The sequence below is a fragment of the Microvirga sp. TS319 genome, assembly GCF_041276405.1.
Classification (GTDB): Bacteria; Pseudomonadota; Alphaproteobacteria; order Rhizobiales; family Beijerinckiaceae; genus Microvirga.
Window position 1 is genome coordinate 706,643 of the sequence record NZ_JBGGGT010000002.1, and the last position, 21,415, is coordinate 728,057.

The 21,415-nt window shown below is 61.3% G+C and carries 19 protein-coding genes and 1 pseudogene; 7 read left to right on the forward strand and 13 right to left on the reverse strand.

Annotation, left to right across the window (positions count from 1 at the left end):
- Positions 1 to 15 precede the first annotated feature (15 nt).
- Positions 16 to 759 carry an endonuclease III gene (gene nth, locus AB8841_RS12695; protein ID WP_370436203.1) on the forward strand — a complete coding sequence of 248 codons (744 nt, stop codon included), beginning with the start codon at positions 16 to 18 and terminating at the stop codon, positions 757 to 759.
- Between the two features lie 64 nt (positions 760 to 823).
- Here the strand turns inward: nth and AB8841_RS12700 are convergent, their stop codons facing one another.
- Positions 824 to 1,081 carry a hypothetical protein gene (locus AB8841_RS12700; protein ID WP_370436204.1) on the reverse strand — a complete coding sequence of 86 codons (258 nt, stop codon included), beginning with the start codon at positions 1,079 to 1,081 and terminating at the stop codon, positions 824 to 826.
- Between the two features lie 3 nt (positions 1,082 to 1,084).
- Entirely contained in the window at positions 1,085 to 1,882 is a 798-nt protein-coding gene (locus AB8841_RS12705) for an undecaprenyl-diphosphate phosphatase (protein WP_370436205.1), read from the reverse strand.
- A gap of 177 nt (positions 1,883 to 2,059) precedes the next feature.
- Here AB8841_RS12705 and AB8841_RS12710 point away from each other — a divergent pair, with 177 nt between their 5' ends.
- The 3 genes from AB8841_RS12710 to AB8841_RS12720 are packed head-to-tail and all read left to right on the forward strand — an operon-like array spanning position 2,060 to position 4,754.
- Positions 2,060 to 2,752, forward strand: a complete 693-nt coding sequence (locus AB8841_RS12710) for a glutathione S-transferase family protein (protein ID WP_370436206.1) — start codon at positions 2,060 to 2,062, stop codon at positions 2,750 to 2,752.
- Between the two features lie 11 nt (positions 2,753 to 2,763).
- Complete coding sequence (queG, locus tag AB8841_RS12715; RefSeq protein WP_370436207.1) at positions 2,764 to 3,891, forward strand: tRNA epoxyqueuosine(34) reductase QueG; 1,128 nt, start codon at positions 2,764 to 2,766, stop codon at positions 3,889 to 3,891.
- Complete coding sequence (locus AB8841_RS12720; protein ID WP_370436208.1) at positions 3,888 to 4,754, forward strand: SDR family oxidoreductase; 867 nt, start codon at positions 3,888 to 3,890, stop codon at positions 4,752 to 4,754. Before queG ends, AB8841_RS12720 begins: the two co-directional genes overlap by 4 nt.
- On the opposite strand, the gene AB8841_RS12725 is transcribed toward AB8841_RS12720, so the two are convergent.
- From AB8841_RS12725 to AB8841_RS12745, 5 genes and pseudogenes are all read right to left on the reverse strand, one after another.
- Positions 4,742 to 5,590 (reverse strand): GNAT family N-acetyltransferase, encoded by an 849-nt coding sequence (locus tag AB8841_RS12725; RefSeq protein ID WP_370439261.1) that lies wholly within the window; start codon positions 5,588 to 5,590, stop codon positions 4,742 to 4,744. The genes AB8841_RS12720 and AB8841_RS12725 overlap by 13 nt on opposite strands.
- 217 nt (positions 5,591 to 5,807) lie before the next feature.
- A pseudogene (locus tag AB8841_RS12730) lies at positions 5,808 to 7,115 on the reverse strand (YifB family Mg chelatase-like AAA ATPase); the annotation flags it as partial.
- A gap of 615 nt (positions 7,116 to 7,730) precedes the next feature.
- The gene (locus AB8841_RS12735; RefSeq protein ID WP_370436209.1) at positions 7,731 to 8,522 is read right to left on the reverse strand and encodes a hypothetical protein; all 792 of its coding nucleotides are present in this window, start codon (positions 8,520 to 8,522) and stop codon (positions 7,731 to 7,733) included.
- A 5-nt stretch (positions 8,523 to 8,527) separates the two neighbouring features.
- Positions 8,528 to 8,977, reverse strand: a complete 450-nt coding sequence (locus AB8841_RS12740; protein ID WP_370436210.1) for a hypothetical protein — start codon at positions 8,975 to 8,977, stop codon at positions 8,528 to 8,530.
- 212 nt (positions 8,978 to 9,189) lie between these two features.
- Positions 9,190 to 9,585, reverse strand: coding sequence for a DUF2513 domain-containing protein (locus AB8841_RS12745; RefSeq protein ID WP_370436211.1), 396 nt, complete (start codon positions 9,583 to 9,585; stop codon positions 9,190 to 9,192).
- 529 nt (positions 9,586 to 10,114) lie between these two features.
- Here AB8841_RS12745 and AB8841_RS12750 point away from each other — a divergent pair.
- Positions 10,115 to 10,633 carry a helix-turn-helix domain-containing protein gene (locus tag AB8841_RS12750; RefSeq protein ID WP_370436212.1) on the forward strand — a complete coding sequence of 173 codons (519 nt, stop codon included), beginning with the start codon at positions 10,115 to 10,117 and terminating at the stop codon, positions 10,631 to 10,633.
- 29 nt (positions 10,634 to 10,662) lie between these two features.
- Complete coding sequence (locus tag AB8841_RS12755; RefSeq protein ID WP_370439262.1) at positions 10,663 to 11,208, forward strand: transposase; 546 nt, start codon at positions 10,663 to 10,665, stop codon at positions 11,206 to 11,208.
- A gap of 267 nt (positions 11,209 to 11,475) precedes the next feature.
- Here AB8841_RS12755 and AB8841_RS12760 read toward each other — a convergent pair whose 3' ends face one another.
- The 6 genes from AB8841_RS12760 to AB8841_RS12785 all read right to left on the reverse strand — a co-directional run bounded on the left by AB8841_RS12760 (position 11,476) and on the right by AB8841_RS12785 (position 20,771).
- Positions 11,476 to 13,326, reverse strand: a complete 1,851-nt coding sequence (locus AB8841_RS12760; RefSeq protein WP_370436213.1) for a phospholipase D-like domain-containing protein — start codon at positions 13,324 to 13,326, stop codon at positions 11,476 to 11,478.
- Positions 13,323 to 16,838 (reverse strand): AAA domain-containing protein, encoded by a 3,516-nt coding sequence (locus tag AB8841_RS12765; protein ID WP_370436214.1) that lies wholly within the window; start codon positions 16,836 to 16,838, stop codon positions 13,323 to 13,325. The genes AB8841_RS12760 and AB8841_RS12765 overlap by 4 nt, the downstream gene beginning before the upstream one ends.
- A gap of 1,052 nt (positions 16,839 to 17,890) precedes the next feature.
- Positions 17,891 to 18,292, reverse strand: coding sequence for a hypothetical protein (locus tag AB8841_RS12770; RefSeq protein WP_370436215.1), 402 nt, complete (start codon positions 18,290 to 18,292; stop codon positions 17,891 to 17,893).
- Positions 18,252 to 18,767, reverse strand: a complete 516-nt coding sequence (locus AB8841_RS12775) for a hypothetical protein (RefSeq protein ID WP_370436216.1) — start codon at positions 18,765 to 18,767, stop codon at positions 18,252 to 18,254. The genes AB8841_RS12770 and AB8841_RS12775 overlap by 41 nt, the downstream gene beginning before the upstream one ends.
- Before the next feature lie 110 nt (positions 18,768 to 18,877).
- Entirely contained in the window at positions 18,878 to 19,849 is a 972-nt protein-coding gene (locus AB8841_RS12780; RefSeq protein WP_370436217.1) for a P63C domain-containing protein, read from the reverse strand.
- Positions 19,836 to 20,771: an IS1595 family transposase gene (locus AB8841_RS12785; protein WP_370436218.1), complete on the reverse strand. Its 936-nt coding sequence runs from the start codon at positions 20,769 to 20,771 to the stop codon at positions 19,836 to 19,838. Before AB8841_RS12785 ends, AB8841_RS12780 begins: the two co-directional genes overlap by 14 nt.
- Before the next feature lie 194 nt (positions 20,772 to 20,965).
- Here AB8841_RS12785 and AB8841_RS12790 point away from each other — a divergent pair, with 194 nt between their 5' ends.
- Positions 20,966 to 21,199 (forward strand): hypothetical protein, encoded by a 234-nt coding sequence (locus AB8841_RS12790; protein WP_370436219.1) that lies wholly within the window; start codon positions 20,966 to 20,968, stop codon positions 21,197 to 21,199.
- The last annotated feature ends 216 nt before the right edge of the window (positions 21,200 to 21,415 follow it).

Here is a 21,415-nt window from a genome sequence, read left to right on the forward strand (position 1 = left end):
AGATATAACGCGGGAATGTCCGAACTGAAGCAGCCGGTCCGCCGCAAATCCGTGTCGAAATCGAAAGCCGCCGTCCCGGCGAAGGCCGTCGGGAAGGCTCTGCGCCAGCGCAGGCCCAAGCCCGTCGACCGAGCTACCATGATCGAAATCTTCCGTCGCCTCAAGGAGGCGAATCCGGAGCCCAAGGGCGAGCTGGACTATACCAACCCCTATACGCTTCTCGTGGCCGTGACGCTCTCGGCCCAGGCCACGGATGTGGGCGTCAACAAGGCCACGAAGGAGCTCTTTCGCGTCGCCGATACGCCGCAGAAGATGCTGGAACTGGGCGAGGACGGGCTTCGGCCGCACGTCAAGACCCTGAACTTCTTCAACACGAAGGCGAAGAATGTGATCGCCATGGCGAAGCGGCTCGTCGAGGAGTTCGGGGGCGGGGTGCCCAATTCCGTCGAGATCCTCGAGACCCTGCCGGGGGTCGGCCGCAAGACCGCGAGCGTCGTGGTGAACATCGCCTTCGGCGACCCGCGCATCGCGGTCGACACGCATATCTTCCGGGTCGCCAACCGCCTGCCGCTCGTGGTCACGAAGACGCCCCTGGAAACGCAAGTGGCGCTGGAGGCGCTGATTCCGAAGGAATACCTGCTCCACGCTCATCACTGGCTCATCCTACACGGGCGCTATATCTGCAAGGCCCGGCGGCCCGAATGCTGGCGCTGTCCCGTCAACGACCTCTGCCGCTATCCGGACAAGACGATTCCTTGAAGGCATTTCGGAAGCCGTTTCGCGTCATCCCCGGCACAGGGCTGGCGATGACTCGGGAGACGTTTCAAGGCTTCAGGCAGTGCGGGGTCTTGGGGATGCAGGCGATGCCGGGCGTCGAGCAGGCGAATCCCTGCGCGGTACGGGCGCAGACGATGCAGCCGTTCGTCCATTCGGAGCAGGCGGGTTCGGACGCGGCCTGCCCAGAAGCCCGTGAGGAGGCCTGTGACCCCGCGAGAGCGCCCACGAGCAGCGCCAGCACCGTCACCATCAAGGCGGTCACGATGGCGAGGGAAACGGCCAGGGCTTCGTCGCGCGCCGGCATGGCTCACCCGAAGGCGATGAGGCCGGCAAGCCCCGCCACGCCGACGATGATCCGCCAATAGGCGAACGGAGTGAAGCCGTGACGGGAGACATAGTCCAAGAGGGACCGTACGACGATCACCGCGGCGATGAAGGCGGCGATGAAGCCCACGACGATGGTGATCACATCGTCCGTCGAGAGGACCTTGTAGTTCTTCAGAAGGTCGTACGCGAAGGCGCCCGCCATGGTGGGCATGGCGAGGAAGAACGAGAACTCCGCCGCCGCCCGCTTCGAGGCGCCCATGAGCATGGCGCCCACGATGGTGGCACCCGAGCGGGACACGCCGGGGACCATCGCGAGGCACTGGAGAAAGCCGATCTTCAGATACATGGGAAGGGGGAAGCGGGTGGCGTCGTCCCGGGTGACTTCCAGGGGCATGCGATCGACCAGAAGCAGGACGAAGCCGCCCGCGATCAGGGTCATGCACACGATCCAGGGGTCGAAGAGCACCTCCTTGATGAAGCCGTGGAGCACGGCCCCGATGAGGGCTGCGGGCAGGAAGGCGATCACGACGCCGACCACGAAGCGCCGGGCGTCCGGGTCGCGGGGCAGGGCCTTGGCGATGGTCCAGAGTTTATGAAAATAAACCGAGAGGATCGCCAGGATCGCGCCCAGCTGGATTAGGACCTCGAAGGTCTGGCCCGTGGATTCAAATCCCAGGAAGTGCCCGACGAGAAGCAAGTGCCCCGTCGAGGAGACCGGCAGGAACTCGGTCAGCCCTTCGATGAGACCCAGGAAGAGCGCCTCGATGATGTTCGCCATCGTTGAAAATCCTAAAACCGGCGCCAGATGCAGGGGCGCCCCCGGACGTGTCAAGTAAGCTTTGCGCATGCAAGGCCGTCTTCATGCGTCTGGGACATGAGATTCACCAAAATTCCTTACCGCACGTTAACAAAGCGCAGCCTTATTCTCGCCGTCTGTTTGGCGCTCACATCACTCATGGCCACCCTACATTCGTATCCTTTTTGTCCGCACTCGCGGTTTGTGCGCCTTGCCCTGGCGGAAACGGGTCTCGAGGCGGACATCGTCGAGGAGAAACCGTGGGAGCGGCGAATTCCGTTTCTGGAAATGAATCCTGCCGGCAATCTCCCGCTGCTGGTGGCCGAGGACGGCTTGGCCGTTCCGGGCGCCCGGGGAATTGCGGATTATCTGGACGATGTGTGCGGGGGCGATCTAAGGGACCGCAGGCTCCTGCCGCAGGAGATCGCAGACCGGGTCGAGGTTCGCCGTCTGCTCGACTGGTTTCTGGGCAAGTTCCACGAGGAGGTCTCGGATTACCTTGCCACGGAAAAGATCTATAAGCGGTTCATGCCCGCGGAGCTGGGCGGCGGTCCGCCCGACATGGGCGCGATTCGCGCTGCGCGGACCAATGTGCGATATCACCTGAAATATATCGGGTTCCTGATTTCCAAGCGGAATTGGCTGGCCGGCGACCAGATGACCTATGCCGATCTGGCGGCGGCTGCCCATCTCTCGGTGGTGGATTATCTCGGCGACGTGCCATGGGAAGAGAACGAAACGGCAAAGGAATGGTACGCCCGGGTGAAATCCCGGCGGTCGTTTCGCGCGCTCCTGGCGGACCGGGTCCCGGGGATGGCTCCGGCGGATCACTACGACAATCTGGACTTTTGAGCGGGCAGGCCTTGAAGCGCGCCTTCGTGGAGCGCGCGCGGCAGATCGGCTTCGATACGGTCCGGATCGCCGCTCCCGATTCCATTCCGCTGGCGCCGGAGCGGCTGAAGGCCTGGCTTACGGCGGGCCATCACGCCTCCATGGATTGGATGGCGGATACGGCCGATCGCCGCGCCGATCCCCGCGCCCTCTGGCCGGAGGTGCGCAGCGTCGTTCTGCTCGGCGTCAATTACGGCCCTTCCGGCGATCCCCTGGCGGCGCTCTCGAAGAAGGATCACGGCTCGATCTCGATCTATGCCCGCAACCGCGATTATCACGACGTGATCAAGGGCAAGCTCAAGGAGATCGCAGGCTTCCTCGCCGCGAAGGCCGCGTCCGACGTGAAGGTGTTCGTGGATACGGCGCCGGTCATGGAAAAGCCCCTGGCGGAAGCCGCGGGCCTCGGATTCCAGGGCAAGCATACGGTCATCGTCTCACGCGAGTTCGGAAACTGGCTCTTCCTCGGCGCGATCTTCACCACGGCGGAACTGCCCGCAGACGAGCCGGAGCGCAATCATTGCGGCTCCTGCCGCCGCTGCCTCGACGTCTGTCCGACCGATGCATTTCCTGCCCCGTTTCAGCTCGATGCACGGCGCTGCATCTCGTATCTGACGATCGAGCATAAGGATCATATTCCCGAAGACCTTCGTCCCGGGATCGGCAACCGCATCTTCGGCTGCGACGATTGCCTTGCGGTCTGCCCCTGGAACAAATTCGCGCAGGTCGGTCGCGAGGCGAAGCTCATGCAGCGGGACGACCTGGCCGCCCTACCGCTCGCGGAACTGGCGCGCCTCGACGATCCCGCTTTCCGTACCCGGTTTTCCGGCACGCCGATCAAGCGCACGGGGCGCGACCGTTTCATCCGCAATGTGCTTATCGCCATCGGCAATTCCGGGGATGCCGCCTTGGCGGATGAAGCCGTGCGCCTTCTCGACGATGCTTCGCCGCTCGTGCGCGCCATGGCGGTCTGGGCCGTCGGCCGGCTGCTCCCGGGCAGGGCCGTCGCTTCGCTCGGTGCGCGCCGTTTCGAGCGCGAGGACGATGCGGCCGTGCGCGCGGAATGGAGCCGTGCGCTCCCGGTGAAGAAGGAGGTCGCGTGAGACTTTTCGTTTTCGGACTCGGATATTCAGCACAAGCCTTCATCCGGTCGGCTCCATGGACGCATGTTGCCGGAACGGTGCGCGAGGCCGAGAAGGCCCGGCGTCTCAGGGCCGGGGGCATCGCGGCTCACGCGTTTGGGGAATGCGGCGCGGATCTTCTGGAGGATCTCCGGCGCGCCGATGCGATCCTGATCTCGGCCCCGCCCGATGCCGGGGGCGATCCCACGCTGAACGGGTTTGCGGACCGGATCGCATCGTCGGACGCCTCGTGGATCGGCTATCTCTCCACGACCGGCGTCTATGGCGATCACGGCGGGGCCTGGATCGACGAGACGATTCCGGCGGCGCCGCAAAGCCGCTCATCGGGCCTGCGCTATGGGGCCGAACAGGCATGGCTCGAACTCGGGCAACGAGGCGGACGGGCCGTTCACGTCTTCCGCCTCACCGGCATCTATGGTCCGGGGCGCAATGCCTTTACCAGCCTCGCGCAGGGAACCGCGCGGCGCATCGTGAAACCCGGGCAGGTGTTCAACCGCATCCACGTGGATGACATCGCTTCGACGCTCGCCGCATCCCTGCTCAGGCCACGGCCCGGCGCCGTCTACAACGTGACGGACGACGAGCCCGCGCCGCCGCAGGATGTCATTGCCTACGCCGCCCGGCTGGCCGGTGTCGAGCCGCCGCCCGAGGTGGCATTCGAGAATGCCCGGATGAGTCCGACGGCACGCAGCTTCTATGCCGAGAACAAGCGCGTCTCGAACCGTCTGATCAAGGACGAGCTCGGCGTGCGGCTGCGTTTCCCCACCTATCGCGAAGGCTTGGACGCACTTCATGCGGCGGGGGAATACGTTCAGGCCGCGTGACGGTTCGCGGTCGGTCCGAAATGGTCGATGTAGCGCGGGTTGATGGCTGAGACCGGCAGGATGACGAGCACGTCCGTCGTGCCGAATTGCTCGTCGATGACGGCCCCTGTCCCGAAGGTCGCGCCGAGCCGCAGATAGCCCTTGATCAGCGGCGGGAGGGCATGGAGCGCGGCCTTGGGGTCGACGGCCTCCCTCGGCAGAACGTCCATCCGCGTGAAACGCTCGGGCAAGGCATGGGCCTGCCAGGAGGCGGGCGCGGCGGCATAATGGTGGAGGAAGCTCAAGGGCAGGGCGAGCGCCCCGGCATCGGTGCCTTCAAGGCTCGCGCAACCGATCATCACGTCGATCTTGTAGTGCAGAACGTAAGACCAGATGCCGTGCCACAGCAGCTCGACCGTGCGCTTGTTGCGATAGGGTTCGAGCACGCAGGAGCGGCCGAGCTCAAGAAAGCGCAAGGAGGAATGGGCCTTCAGAAGCGGGGCGATGTCGTATTCGCCGCGGGTATAGAAGCCCTGATGGCGCTCCGCCACATCCTGGCGAAGCAGGCGATAGGTACCCACCACCTTCGGTTTGGCCCGGCGCAGGGAGCCTTGCTTCGCGTCATGGTCGAGCACGAGAAGATGATCGCAGATGGCGTCGTATACATCCACATCACGCCGCGAGAGCAGGGCGGCCCCTTTCGGCACGGCCGACATCTCCTCGTAGAACACCTTGAACCGCAGCTTCTGCGCTTGGCGGATTTCCTGAGCCGTCGTGGCGAGACGGACCTCGAGGGAGCCGATGCGGCCGAGCACGGGGTCGAGGCTGCCGTAATCGCGCACGGCCCGCCTCGCCATCGCGCGAAACCCGTCCAATGCCGGAGTCAGCGCAGGTTTTACGGAAGCTGCCATTCCATTCAGCAGAGAAGACGTCATCGAGATCTCATGGGGCGGGCGGGTCGGTGGTCGTGCCGGCTTTGCACCGTGACATAGCCATCGTTTCAAACTGTTTTGTGACAAAGTATATCACAGGGGCCATGCGATTTCACCAGAATGCACAGGCACTTTTCTCAGGTCATGCCGCCGACCGGCGGTCCATACGGGACCGGTAGGACAGGGCTTCGGCAAGATGGATTCGCCGGACGCGCTCCTCCCCGTCGAGATCGGCCAGCGTCCGGCCCACCTTCAGGATCCGGTGGAAGCCGCGTGCCGAAAGGCGCATGGCATTGGCGGCGTCACGAATCAGCAAAAGCCCCTCCGAATCAGGCTGCGCGACCTCCTCCAGAAGAGCCGGTGGACAGGCGGCATTGGTCATGAGGCCGATTCCCAAGGCGGAGTAGCGCTTCTCCTGCCGCCTGCGGGCTGCCGCCACCCGGGTCGCCACCTGCGCCGAGCCTTCCATCGGCGGCGGCAGAATGAGATCGGCCGCGGTCACTGCGGGCACTTCGATGGCCAGATCGATGCGGTCGAGAAGCGGGCCGGAGAGACGCGCCTGATATTGCGCGATGCAGCGCTCGTTGGGCTGGCGACGGCAGACATAGCCGGGCTCCGTCGCCTGCCCGCAGCGGCACGGATTCATGGCCGCTACGAGCTGGAACCGCGCCGGATACGTGACCCGGTGATTGGCCCGCGCAATCAGGATCTCCCCGGCCTCCAGGGGCTGGCGAAGGGAATCGAGCACCTGGGGCTGGAATTCGGGCAGCTCGTCGAGGAAGAGAACGCCGTGATGAGCGAGGGACGCCTCGCCGGGCCTGGCATTGGGGCCGCCGCCGACCAGGGCGGCCATGGAGGCGGAATGATGCGGAGCCCGGAAAGGCCGCCGGTTCGAGAGCGCGCCGTCCGCAAGCAGTCCGGCCACCGACTGAATCATCGAGATTTCCAGGAGTTCGCGCGGCGAAAGCGGCGGCAGGATCGACGGCAGGCGCTGAGCCAGCATGGATTTGCCGGCCCCAGGCGGCCCGCTCATCAGCAGATTGTGGCTGCCGGCAGCGGCGATCTCGAGAGTTCGCTTGGCGCTTTCCTGCCCCTTGATGTCGCGCAGGTCCGGCAGTGCGTCGGAGGCGGGCATGATGGCCGGTTCCGGCCGGCTCATCACCTGGGTGCCTTTGAAGTGGTTCGCGAGCTGGATCAGCGAGCGCGGCGCCAGGATTTCGAGATCGCCGCTGGCCCAGGCCGCTTCCGAGCCGCACCCCGCCGGGCAGATCAGGCCGTGCCGTCGCTCGACGGCCGCCATGGCGGCGGGCAGCACCCCGGCCACGGTGGTGATGGAGCCGTCGAGCGCCAGTTCGCCGAGAACCGTGAAGCCGTTGAGCGCGTCGCCCGGAACGGCGCCGATGGCGGCCATGACGCCGAGCGCGATGGGAAGATCGTAATGGCTGCTTTTGACGTATGTACGAAAGCCTACTCTTAAGACTGGTGGATCGTGGCACAGGCGAGGAGCCGCATGACGTGCGAGCTGGTCAGGGTTGCGCGCACGTCATGCGGCGGTTTCAGTAGCCGCGCTCTTACCTCTGTGGGGTAAGTATGTAATCCAAGTCTGAGGATAGAGTTCCGAGGGCGTTGGCACCCTACCGTCTTCGGTGAGGGGCCTTAGGTAACGGCATTCTCGTCCATGATGGGGCCCCCAGTGCCTCGCGGTGATCGGCCGGGAGGATCTTGGTGAGGGCATCAAACTCGTCGCTTGCCGCAGCTCGTGATCGTCCAAGCGGTTGGCTTTCCAATGCTCGACGATTGCACGTCGCCCAGGGTGCGTTGCAGCTGGGAAGGAGGGAGTGGCTGAGAAGAGATTAGAGATCGCTTCTGAGTGACAATCGGGCGGAGACCTTTATCTCCACCTCGGAACCACAAGGAAGGCTTGGGACAAATGGCGACCTCAATGGCCCAAACGTCATTCCGTCGTACCGATCCAAATCTCATCTTCTGATCCACGCCCAGCGAGTTCGAAGGCACTGGGTGGACGAGCAAGACAGAAGCCGTCTACCGCAAAGATGATCTCATGCTAGAGGCGTCCCAGGCAATCTTCAAAGTCTCCAAGGAGCTTGAACAGCAGTCCACCTCCGGATTTATAGAGGTCCCCGTACAGACGGACGTGATAATGCTCAGCGAGCGGCTTCGTCCCAGACTGGAATCCCTTCGCACGAGCAATGCCAAAGACACCGTTGGAAAAGTGCGCCCGATATTGCGAACTTCGGCCGCCCCAACCCACGTGGGTACCCGCCGCGTCAGCGAAAACGCGATACCCATTCGGTGGGGAAGCTTGACCCAAGAAGGTCAAGTCGAACATCCTGGCAAGCTTCTCACGAACTTCATCCAATGGACCTAAGGACACCTTGTCCTTGCACTCGAAGGCCATGACGGGCAGACCACTTGGATAACCACCAACAGTGCCTCGGAAATGTCCCGCGACCCCAAATGGAATCATCGATACGTCAATCTCATGGAAGGCGTTACTGCGGCCCTGCCATTGCAAACTTCCATGAAGCTCGAATACTGCTGAACCGCGCAGACGGCTGATCCGCACAAAACTGGGCGAATTTCGTGAGGCAGGAAGAATTCCTCCTCGCTGCTTGCGCAGCAAGTATCGCGCCCCTGCACGTAAGGGAGCGTCCCTTCCGTCACGCAGTGACACTGACCACGCGGGCAAGTTGCGGGTATGCTCGGCCAGCTTCATGGTAAGCCAGACCTCGAATGCCTTTCCCGCTGCGAGAGGCACGCTGGTGCGGCTATGGGAGGCAGCAAAAGATGCGAAGATCGACTGAAGTTCTCGCCGGATCGCCAGTGGGATAGCCATCAGCTTCACTCCGCCCGAAGAAGAGCTTGAGCGAGGGGATCAAGCAGATGATCGAGACGATAGGCAGCTTTTCGTGCAGCCTCAGAGAAGAGTTCGGTGTCTTTGCCCGTCTCGGTATCGACAAGGTAGATCCCGACAGGGCTCTTGCTTTCCGTCAGGAGCGCGACAATCTGCTCCGCTTCGTCAAGCCGTTTGACTGGCTCGACTAGACGAGTGCGCAGGAAGTCGATCGTGACTCTTATTTGCTCCGCGTCCTCGTAGGCGGTGTCGTCAGTCTCTTGTTCCGGCGCCGGAAACTGTTCGGAGCTCTCTGCATGGAGCTCTGTGGTTGATCCGTCTGATGTTCCGATTATCCGGCCCTGAGCAAGGACGCCGTACAGCTCACCAGCGAGTTCACCGAGCCCAGCCCTATCCATCATCAAGATGATCCTCATCACATCGGCAGCAATAGCCATCCTGGCGTTCCTTCATGTTTGGCAACGTAGCGTGCTGATTCTATTTGCCATCCACTCAAGCCAAGATAAATCCAGCCTTTCGATATCGATGGTTCGGGCAGGTGAGGGTAGGAGTTGCGGATCCTTGGGGCGATGGAATCGGGAAACAAGAGGAGATGCGTACGCCAGACGCCATGACAGGGTCCGGAAGGCAGAGATGGTTGAGGGTCAGATCAGAGTTTGACTCCTGTTCTCTCTTCGATCTGCTTCTTCAGAAGCCCCTTTCCGAGGCCAATGAGCAATTCGACCGTCCATCCACCTGCTTTCAGTGCTCCGTCTTTCGCCTTGCGCCAGATGTCTGGGTCACGAACGCTTTCCAAGAAGCCGTAGCCTGCCTTGGTGGTACGAATACCAAGGTCGAACCTAATCATCGATTGATGCCCCGAACTGTACTGGGGGCGGACGACTTGGTGGTTGGCAGGGCCTGCCTCATTCTGGCGTTCGATGTGAGGATCGATCTGCTCTTGGCTGTAGCCCTCCAACTGGAGTTCTTTCCGGCTCAGTCGTGCGCGATCATGGTCTTCAAACCGAAGCAGCAAACCTCTGATGAGATCCATGTCACGTTTCATCAACCCTCATCCTCGACATCTGGGAGAGTCTCGGCAAGATCGCCCTCAGCCTCGATCCCATACTGGGCCGCCAGAACGGCAATCTGCATCGCGGTGATTGTGCGAAATGCTCCTAAGACCGTGATTCTCTTAAGAGAGACCTTGTCTCAAATTCTAGATCTCAGGTACCTGAAGTTATCCTCTTCCGTTTTGCGCGGGGCGCGACCTCAGAGTTAGTTAGGCTTGTCATACGCGAGTTGTCTCAAAGTCATCAGCCATTCGGAATCTGGATAACTGGCCGGGTCGGTTGAATATCGATCACCGGGTTGCAGCGAAGAAACGGTAGGATTCCGGTCGCTTGTGTCCTGGTCGTCTCTCTTGCATAATCAGACTGTCAGGTGCCCTCCGGAGGAGGAGTTAGCCGACAATTGACGCATTTCGATCAAATAGGTTCGGAATTCACAATCGTTGACAAAAACTGGCATTCTACACGCTAAGTAGGTCGCCATAAGTCTTGCAACGCGAGAGCTGTGGGTGTTCTCTGGGGAGCATGCACCGACATGATCACTCTCCCGAGACGTGGCTCGGCGAGGCGGATCGCAAGCGGCTGGCCGCAGCGCTTGCTGGCGCCCGTGAGGCCCGTGTGTATCGCCGCCTCGAGGCCCTGTTGCTGGTGGCCGAGGGCTATTCCGTGGCCGAGGCGGCTCGCCGCTGCCGCGTCAACCGCTCCAGTGTGCACCGCTGGCTCGTCCAGTACCGGGCCGAGTATGAGGCCACGGCACTGATCGACCGGCCGCGCAGCGGGCGCCCGCGTCTCCATCACACCCTCACGCCGCGTCGGCTGGCGGCGGCCCTGGCACGTGACCCGCGCCGCTGCGGCTACCAGGCCACAAGCTGGACGGTGCCGCTGCTGGCCCACGACCTGGCCGCCAAGGGCCTCGCGGTCAGCCCCCGCACGCTGCGGCGCCGGCTGCACGAGGCGGGCTATCGCTGGAAGCGGCCCCGCTATGTCTATGTCGAGCGCGCGGCGCATCTGCCGCAGAAAAAGGGGGGATCACCCGACGTCTGAAGGCGGGCTGGCACAGCGGCGATCGGCTGCTGTGCCTCGATTGGACATTGTTGCGGCTGTTTCCGCCGCTGCGGGCCACCTGGGCGCTCAAGGGCAGGCAAGCGGTGGTGCCGATCACGGGCCGCAATGCCAAGCGGGTGCTGTTCGGGGCCATCGACCTGCGAAGCGCTCGCCGGGTGGTGCTGGTCCGCACCCGTGCCGGTCAGGCCGACGCTCAGGCATTCCTGCGCGCGTTGCGACGCTGGTATCGCGGTGCCGGCTGGCTCTGGCTGCTGACGGATCGGGCGAGCGCCCACACCGCCCCGCAGACCCAGGCCCTGGCCGACCGGCTGCGCATCCGGTTCGTGTGGTTGCCCCGGCAAACGCCCGAACTGAGCCCGATGGATCAGCTCTGGCGCGACCTCAAGCGGCTGGTAGCGGCCAATCGGCAGGCGGCCTCAATCGATGCCCTGGCCGCCGATGCAGCTGATTGGGTTCTGACGTTGACGCCACAACAGGCACGCCGCAAGGCTGGCATGGCATCCGAACGCTTCTGGCTCAGAAAGCTGTTGCAGGACTTTTGGCGACCTACTTAGGACCTCAGACCACGAAGCCAGTATCTGAACGCAACATCTCTTCGGTATGAGTGACGACCTCGAGGTCGGAAGCACGAATTTCCAGACAGTGTTGGCGTGGCCGGGGTACAAGTTGCGCCTCGAGAATCACGGTCTTGCCGACCATCGGCTACGTGGCGTCGACAACTTTCTCGATACGAAAAGCGCCTGCACCGCTCTGACGCCCCTCAACAGTTCCCTCAGCTCTCCATTCAAGATCCCGAGTTATTGATGCGGGCGCACATCCCTCTATTGTCGTGATCGAGATCGAGGGCGCGACCTGCGCGGACGCTTCCCAACCTCTCCTGACTGCTGGGGGGCAGAGTTTAGAGCAGGCCAGTCATCAAGTAGGCGACGCCGCAAATCTGCGGCTAGGCCGGGGCTCTGCACATAAATTCCAATCTCAGCCTGCGGAGCATCACTCCGCGTGTCCGCTGACGACCAGTTCAGGCTGGTGATCACGACATGGTCCTCATCCCACAGGAGGAACTTGCCATGGAGTTCACGATCAGGGATTTGGACAAGGCGGACACCCGCAGCTGCTGCAATCCCCGAGAGATCTCGCGCATCCTGCTTCGTGACTGGTCCTGAGGGGCGGGAGTAACAAATCACGGCATCGACCAGTCTTTTCCCGGCCTTTACCATGGGGACAATCGTACGGGCTTCGGCAGCAACCCCAAACCGATCGCCTCCGATCACAATTGAGTGCTCCGCCGTCTCCCGAGCTTGCCGTATGAGAGCGCCATGTCCATCGCCGGTGACAATCTGCAAGCGCGCGTCTCCGCTAGGAGCCGATTGCTTCTTCAGCGTCCGGGCCATTGTCGTCAGGTCGGCTGCAACAGGCGAACTCGTTGACGATCCAAAGACCAACTCTGCAAATTCCTGCGCCACCCAGGCAACGGCGTGCGGGTGACGCACCGCAAGCGAGGCTTCCACGCGATGAAATCCCGTTGAGAGCCAGTTGCAGGATCCGACGACGGCGATATGCTCTCCCTCGGGCCCCTCGCCACGGTCCGCAATCAGGAGCTTGGCGTGGGAACGGGTCGAGTACAAGTGGACTCGTGCTCGATTGCGCAGGTGGTGATCCGTCCCGATCCGATGGTTGATGGCGATTGCGGCTTCAAGGTTGGCAATGCGGGACTTCTCATCCTTTGCGGCGCCCCAGAAAATATCGATGCGAACGCCTCGCTTGGCCGCGCGCCGGAACTCGTCCTCAAGTTCGACAAAGGCAGCTTCCCGTAAGAACGTCGAGTGCATGACCACGCGTTCCCGAGCATGGCGCAGCACGTCCAGCAGTAGCTCACGGTGATCGTGTCCCGTCAGGACGAGATCAGACGGATTGAGGGGCGGTATCGACACGGGGTCGGTCAGGTCTGCACGGGCCGATGCGGGACGTTTTGCGGAGCGAGCGCGGATCACTACGCCGGTCTGTGTCCCGGCGGCGGCCCGGTGGAGGGCATTGATAAGGTCCTGCGGAGGATGCGGGGGAAGCCCTTTGATCTTGTCACCGATGATCGTGAACAAGGCGAATTGATCTAAGGTCGCCGAGGCGTTGAAGTCAACGCTCGACAGCTCCTCGTCATCGGCAAGCACCTGGTCGACGGCGCCATAGAGGTCGTGGGCGCTCATGTTGCCCCAGCCTCCTTCGACGATGATACGACGCACATCGTATTCTCTCTCGATGGTTTCGAGTTCGCCTGACCGATATGGCTTGAGATCCCGAAGCCCGAAAGCCTTCCATTCAAACGGCTCCATGACGAACGAAACTCGTCTTGCGGTGCGTTTGATCACCGCCGGCAGGATATCAAACGTCTCAATGGCTTCGCGCCCGGCTCGGGTTGCCCGGAAGGCGGCGCCCCTCCGGGCGGCTGCTAGCTCAACCCATCCAAAACGCATCATGCGCAGAATGATCTCGTTGACCAATCGCGCGGGAAGACACGCGTCCGCAGCAAGATCCGCTGCTGTCTGTGGCGTGACAGACAGCGCCCAAAGGACCAGCCGGTCCACGCCGCTCCAGTGACGCCCCTTGTCGACCCACACCCGCAGCCTAGCGAGCTTGACCGGAACCGCGACCCGAATGGTATTGCTCTTGCGACTCATTGGGCTTTCCCGACCAGATCCGTCCACCGCACGATTGAGAGCTTTTTGGTTTGGCCGTTAGGGAGATACTCGTCCTTAAGCCGGTCGACCACGTCGATCATAGTGGCCAGGAAGGGCGGGGCCCCGCCTTCTTTATGGCGGCGGTAGCGCCGTCCCTGCACACGCAGAAACTCAAGACTGCCAACAATCACCAGCTGCCATTTGGCCCGGCTCAGAAGGACGTTCATGCGACGCCGGTCCCGCAGGATCCCAAGCGCCGCTCGGCCGACATGATCATTGTTGCGCACGAGCGAGACGATGACGAGATCTGCCTCGCTGCCCTGGAACGAGTCGACCGTGCTTTGAAACGCGCTGGCATTGGCGGCGGTCATGAATCCGGAAAGGTTGTCCAGACTGCCAGACAGCTGATCGTCAATGGCCCGGCCTAAGCGTTCCACCTGCTCGTTGTAAGGTGAGAGTACTGCTAGCGTGGGGGCCTTGCCATCCGCTGTGGGTTGCGGGCGGAAGTGCGCCAGGATCTCCAACACGGCCTTGAGTTCGGCGGGATTGTGATAAGTTGGCAGCTGTTCAGCCGCGCCGGCCTCGCTTTGCATGTAAGGGAGATCGACGAACACGATCGGCGAGGAGGGCAGCCGCGGATCAGTGATGGTAAACGGCGGGGGATCGCGCTCAACCTCGTTGGCTCGCGCCGGGGCCGTTTCCAATTTCCCGTCGTAGAAGCATTCCGATATCACAGTTGCAATCACAGGATGCATGCGGTGTTGCTGGAGGAGCTCTGTGGCAACCCGGCGGCGGCGCTGATCGGAGCGCTTCTGCCGTTCAAGCTCCTGCGTTACCAAGCTTTCGAACAGAAGCAACACCCGCCGCGCAGCGTCACAGATCTCGCTCAAGACCTTATCGTCTTCGGCGGCTTCGCGCAGCTCATCAAGGCCAAAGTCGCGGAAAATGTTGCCGACCACGATATCGCATTCGTCCAGTGCCTGTTTGACCCGTGTCTGATCGGCAAGAAAGCTCCCGATGCGGTCGGTATCGAAAGGCGGGAGTTGGTTGTGGTCTCCGATGAGAAGGCGGCGCATCGAGAGCAGTTGCGGCGCCAGAAGCTCCGGTCCGGTCGCCTTCGCGGCCTCCTCAATGATGGCCCAGTCGAACTGGGCGCGCTCCTCCACGAGACGCTCGAGATCGCCGGAATTCGTGGTCGAGAACAGGACGTTTGCCGACTCGAGCACCAGAGACTCGAATGACCGGCGCTGGCGCAGAGCCGCAGGGCTGAGTTTGGTGCGCAGATCTCCGGTGACGGCGGCGGCTTCCTTCATTTCGCTCAAAGACCGCCGGATCGTGAGTGGCGCTCGGCGGGCGAGAGGACTGCCACCAAGCTTCGCGAGATAGGCCTTGGCGCGCTCGGGCGTTTGCGCGCCCGACAGATCTGCCCCCGTGTCGGCTTTCGAACGAACAAGGATGATTTCCTCTGACAGTCCGGCTTTCTGCAGCATTTTTTGCACTGCTGCCGCGAGATGATCGAGGGCTTGGTGCGCTTGCGCGCTCAACAGCAGCCGCGCTGCTGGGTCTGCGGCTAGGGTCCGCCGCACTGTCTCGGTCACAAGCGTCGTCTTGCCGACACCGGGAGGCCCTACGACAAGCTGATTAGGCCCTGTTGACCAGATCGACCGAAGCGCCTCCTGTTTCGACTCGTCGAGCGCCTGAAAATGCGCATCCTCCTCGAGCACGTCGTCCCGGTAGGTTCGCAGGCGCGCCCGAGGATCAGCGAGAACGGTCGCCAGCTCGGCCTGCGTTGCCAGAACGCCGAGCATGCGGAGCCTACGCTTCAGCACCTGCTCGGTGCCGGTATCATCAACTTTCCGCAGATGAAGCTGCATCGCGGGGGGCACGGCGCCCTCGACGACTTGGAACTCATAAACCCACCGGTTGTGCTTCTGTACTACACGCAGGAAGCGTACACTCGCGGACGCACGGGCGGTTCCGCCGAGACCGCCGAAGTCCGACAGTTGCCAATCCGCGTCAAAATCGGCCTGTTCCTGCTGAAACAAACGGCGCATCAGCCGGTGCGGATCATCGACGCGAAGGGCTTCATTGAGACGCGCCCGCTGCTCGGCATCACTTGGGACGAGGTCGACGACTGTTCGATCCCCCTGACGCCGTTGTGCAGCGAGCACCTCAACCGGAACGATTTCCGCGGCCCTGAATAAGGCTTCCGCGACCTGGGCGAGAAGCAGTCCTCGGCGAACCGTTACCGTTGGATCGTCGTCCCTGTCGTCAGATGCAAAAGCGGCGCTCCAATCCAAGGCGTCGCTCCGCAACTCCTGGAGCCGCCGGGAGGCAGCGCCAAACCGCACGATCTCAATGCGGTTTGCGGGGATTTCCAGCGTCTGGCGCCGCCCAAGTTGAACCTCCCGGCGCAGGCGAGCCGCGTTGGTGCTGGCAATCGCCCAAGTCTCATCGGAACCAGCCTGCCGGAACGGCTGCAGCCCATAAACCAGTGTTTCTGTAACAAGGAAGAGTTCTCCACGTGTGGTGCGGATCAGCTCAGCGCCAGTTTCAATGTCAGCCTGGACGAACTCTGTCTGGGCCTCGACGTCATCGATGTCGAACGCATCGTTGGACGCTATGGCGAGGGCATTGGACAGTTTACTTGTTTCCCCGAGGCGCAGAGCCAGTACATAGCGGCTGTTGTCGGCGCGGGCTTCCGCTTCCAGCTCATTGACCACCGTGTCAACCCGACTCACGACAAGAGGCGCATCCAGGGCGCGGTTGCGCTCCGGCCGGACGAGGGCCCGCACTAGGTCCATCTCAGCGGCCCGCAGTTCGAGGCTCGACCGCCCCGTGAGAAATGCCGGCTCCTCCTCATCGAGCCGACCGGGATCAAGTCCAAGAAGGTCTGCCGTGATCAGGCCAAGGGCCCGCCAATCATCCAGAAAGGAGAACACCACAGCTCCGACGGGGCGGCTCTTTGCGATCAACCGCAGGGGAGCCTTATCGACCTCGGCAATCCGCAGGCAGAATTCAAAGCCGCCAAGGCGGAAATCGGCTTGTGTCGACGCACCGGTCGTGAAGACCGCCCGGTGGTCCAGCCGTCCGTGAACGAGGCCTTGGCCGTGCACCGCTCCGAGTGCCAGAGCCATGCGGCGGATGTTGGTCCACAGGATCAGCCGTTGACGCGGACCATGGAGAGATTTGAGCCAATGATCGGCTCTCAAAAAGCGGGCCACGTATTCTAGCGGAGCGAGATCGCCGGGCATCGCGAGATAAAACGCGTCGCTGGTCTCACCCGACCCTGTCACTTCCACTATGACCTCGTCCGCATGAGGGAACGCGCGGACACGTTCGCTTTGGCGCATCTCATGACGCCAGAGTTCGCGCAGATCAGAGTCAATCGCGGATCCAGTCTTGTCCCAGTATTTCAGGACGGTTGGCTCATCGTTTCGCTGGTCGACAGCCCGGATAAGAGCCGATTTCAAGGCCGCGGTATCAGGTGTTGCAAGGAAGGCTTCTTCCAAGTGGAACCTGTCGGCTAATGTTCCGGCTTTGCGCCTTGAGGATGATGCTCGCATGGCTGATTAGGTTGCTTCCCCCTTATCATCGACTTTGGTTGTGTCTGAGTGGTGAAATCGGTCACCCTTCGGACATTCCGCACTACAGGTGTAATGGAAGTGCTCGACATCCGTCGAATGCCGCCACAGGAAGTCTGCTGGAAGTTCACAACTTTCGACCTCCTGTCCGAAGGTGAGGTTGGGAATATGTTATTCCATTTAGAGCTGTTTCCACTTGCGTGGAATCAGCTCTCTATCTTTGGCTCGGTCGCATTTTTGACGGTGAACCGGATCCACTTCACCGAAAAATGCTCTAGCATCCTGGCGCCCAGCCGATAGCCTCGGTGAGCGGGCCTCCGCTCACCCGTGGGGGTTCAAGCATTAGGACGGCAGGACCAGCTGAGAGAGGCAAGCCGAAAGTTGCGCCGCTCGGGTCTGATCGAGGAAGCTTCAGCCCTCGAGCCTGAACGACATTTGTCGGTTGTCATCGGGTTGGCCGAAGCCAACCGCGTCAGATAATGTGGTACAACGTTACCGTTCTCCTTGTTCCTCTGTCTCTCCTCCGGGCCTTTCACGATTGGGCAATCTCAGGACTTTGTCTTCGGCGTAGGAGAGAAGGTCCTTGAGTGGCTTCGCGAGTGCCTACAGGCTGCCCCACGATACATCGCCGCCTTCTTGAATGGCCACGAGGTACCGGTGGAGGCGGTAGTAGGCACCAGGTTCAAGCTTTCCCCATCATAGAGGTCTCTCTGCACAGCTCTCAAGTCGGCGTACTTGAGTTCACCTTGTGTGGCTGGGAATCGATGTGCCAGATATTCGCAGCGAATGTGCCCATTCCCGCCAGAATGAGAATGCGTATGGCCGGGGGCTGGTTCTTTGCGCCTTCCAACGTTTCTCTCGTTGACGCCAAGGCCTTTTCAAACTGGACCCGACTTCTGACCTGCAGTCGTTTCAGTTACCGTGCGCCAGTCTGATCTTTCGAAAGGGGTCTATATACCTAGATCACCCGGTGTGCGGATTTAAGCTGTAATGAGCTTTGCGAAGGCCAGCGACGAGAGATCACTGTGTTGGCACCGCAGCGCCATCGTGTGGCTGACGAGCTTACGCAGCCATTGGGCCGTCAAGTGCCACAGATCCCGTGCCCACGTCCGCTTGGCCTGATAGCGCTCGGTCAGTTGGCTCAGCACAGTTTCAATCCTGCGTCGGGTTTGCACGAGCCAGTGCGGCCAGCCTCCTGCTTTCGCCGCCGCTCCCCGAGGCGGCGCCAGCAGAGCAAGCCCCTGCATCGCCAGATCGTCCCGTAAGCGCGGGCTCCAGTACGCGCCGTCCCCAAGAGCCCATCCCGTCTGACCGGCCAGGAGTTCAGGCGCAAGGGCGAGATCAGCCGCATCCGAGGAGGCTAGGGTGGCGGCGGTGATCACGCCCGGCCAGGTGACGCACAAGTGCAACCGCGGGCCATAGTATGTCTGATGGGCGAGCATCATGCCCGAAGCTGGCAATCCCCGGGAAACCGCGGCAGCGATGTGCCCGCGCGAAGTGGCAGACCGGTACCGGCAGGCTATCGATCAGGGCCAGGGCGAGGTCCTGACGAGCCGTTGTGGCCAGGTGCTGCCACAGTCGGGATTTGATCACCCATAGGTTGGCGGCATGACGGGCGAAGGTCGTTCGACGGATCGTGAGCAAGCCGGGAAAGAGGTCACCGAAGTGGCGGCGGAAATCGGCATAAAGCTCCCGGTCGGTATCGATGTGCAGGAGCTCGCCGACCGCTTCAATGGTCAGAACTTCGCTGTCGGCCACCGTGGGAGCGGGACCGCGCTGGCGCAGCTTGGGGCAGGATTGGCGGAAAAAGTCGTCGATGGTGCAGAAGACAGTTATGGTGAAGCTCTCGAGGTCCATGGCAGGCTCCTCTGGCAGCAAACAAGTATCGCAGGCTGTTCACCGCTTCAGGATAGCCGTGGATCTCGAGACCTAAAAACTCGCACACCGGGTTTGCTAGCCGAGGGACATCATTTGCCCGGCGGTTTTAGGAACAGTGTGAACTGAACGGGCTTTTTCCCGTAATGCTGGGCCACACGCTGCCTAAGCTCATGGATATCGTCGCATGGCTTCGCCATACCGATAACCTCATAGCATCGTGAGACGAGCTGCCGGACTCCGACATTCTCTGTAAGTTGGCGGTGCCAGTGAATCCCTGCTTTAGGTTTGTTCGCCTTCAGATATTCGGCCACATCAGAATCAAGCGTGTCGTAGATCAGCTCAATGACCAGTTTGCCCCACCACTTTGGACGGGAGTGCAATGCCCCCTTCCATTTGGTCAGTCGGCCGAACTCCTGCCAAAGTTCGTCTGGAAATGTCTTCTCCCAATCCCTGAGTTCGTCCGCTATGAAAGCGCGCAGTTTGACCTGCAGGGCATCTTCGGCACGCTCGTATTGGTAGCCGGTGGCTTCATCGACAAGCGCATCAAGGCCCGTTCGGGTAAGGCCTGCGGTCAATACTGCGCAACGGATAGCAATTTCACGCTGGCGATCTGTGAGGGCTGCACCCTCGTAGAGCGCCTGCACGTATCCCCTGCAGATCAGTTCAAAATGCTCGGTCGTGATACCGAGTCCAGGCCACTGCGTGCCAGGGATCGAAAACTTCACGACCTCCTGCAGGATCTTATCGATGTTTATGTAAGGGTTAAGGGCCTTCTGCCCCGCATAGTCCTGCAGGCTTCCACGCTCCACATTGGCAATGGCTTTGGTCGTGGAGCCAGATGACAAGACGCGCGTTCCATCCTCAAGAACGTAGCAGTCTATCTCGTTGCCCCCCAAATCCAGAACGCCACGCCAGGTGGCGGTGGGCAAGCTTGCATCGGCAACCTCCCGATTGCCCTTTCCGGGGCCTTCCGGGTCGCCATCACCTCCTGCAGCAACCATCGCCTGGGCAACCTCATCGAAAGCTGCATCTATCGGCTCAATCGTCTTATCGTGAGGCATGGATCAGACCCTTGTAGGTAAGGTGCTTGCCGACCATCCGGTTGATGGCCATGTCGATGAACGGCCTGGTGCCAGCCCGCGCGGTATTGTGGCGGAAGGAAAATTTGTTGGCGTAGCGGTGAAGGTGCTTCGCGCTCATGTAGTGATAGATGCCGATGTAGCGGCGCTTGAGAAGTGACCAAAAGCTTTCGATGCTATTGGTGTGCGCCATGTCGCGGACGTATTCGCCAACCAAGTGATTGATCTGAATATGGGTAAAGCCAGCGCCTCGCAGGCCCACATTGCCGCCATGTGTGTCGGTAACGACTGTAGCGCCGGGGGTGGCATTCTCACGCACGAATGCGCTTAGCATTAGTGCCTTTGTATCTTCTACGACGGCGGCGCGAACGTCGCCAATCTCGGAGTGGATACCGACAACAGCAGTCTTGCCGACCGAGCCGCGACGAGCGCGAAGCTTCTTTTTGGCGCGCTTGTTCTTCTCGCGACCGCTAACATAAGTTTCATCGACTTGGACATGATCGCCCATGCTGCCGCCCTGTCCGGCCATCCACGTTTCACGGATGCGCTGCGCAAGGAACCAAGCCGACCTCTGAGTTACACCAAGTTCGCGGGCCATTTGGGTAGAAGGGATGCCCTTGGGCGCCGTGGTCATCATGTGGATCGCCATCAACCACTTCTGGAGCGGCAAGCGGCTTTCAGCGAGGACCATGCCAGTGCGGACGCTGAAGTGCTTGCGGCAATCCCTGCAGCGGTAGGGCATCGGCTTGTGGTTCTTGATCTCGGCAACCGAGATGCTGCCACAGTGGGGGCAAGATACCTCGCCAGCCCAGCGATTGTGCTCGAAATACTGCCGGGCGGCTTCCTCATCAGGGAATCGCTGGAAGAACTGATGGAGGCTGACAGATTCGAGCTTTTCGGTCATTCCGACTTTCTAGCCGGTGGATCCTGCAGGTGTCAATCCAATTTTGGCTAGCTATGTATATAGGCCCTTTCGAAACATCAAGAAAGTGAATCAAGAAGAGGATAGAGGGATTTGATTGGTGGCTAAACGCTTCGGAGATGGCCTCGAGGCGGGCGACTCTGACCGCTCCCTATGCCTGACGAGTGGAGCCCTGGGTGAGAGCGATTGGCGATCTCAACAATGATGATCCTTGCTCCAGCTTGTTCTGGGCTGAAGGTGTTCGTTCGGCCGCGGTATGCGACGAGGTCCAGTCCTATGCTGTCAGCAAGCTCGATATCAAACAAGAACAGTTTTACATCGCGGCGTACTCTATAGCCCATTGCGCGGTACTCTGCGGCGATTATCTTGATTTGATCCTCCTCGTTCATCTCTGCACCACCTTCGAATGATCTGGTGGATCCTGGGCACGGACGTAAATCGCAACCAGATTGTATTGCGCGGAGGATGGCGGCGAATTCCATGGGTGTTGAGGCGGCACCATAGAGCACGTTATGAAACTTGAGGTTGGTGCGCTGACTCGCAATGCGCTCTATCTCCCGATCATCTCTCAGGATTTTCCGCAGACCTTTTCTCCTTTGGATCCATTGCGTCCGTCGAGAGGGCGT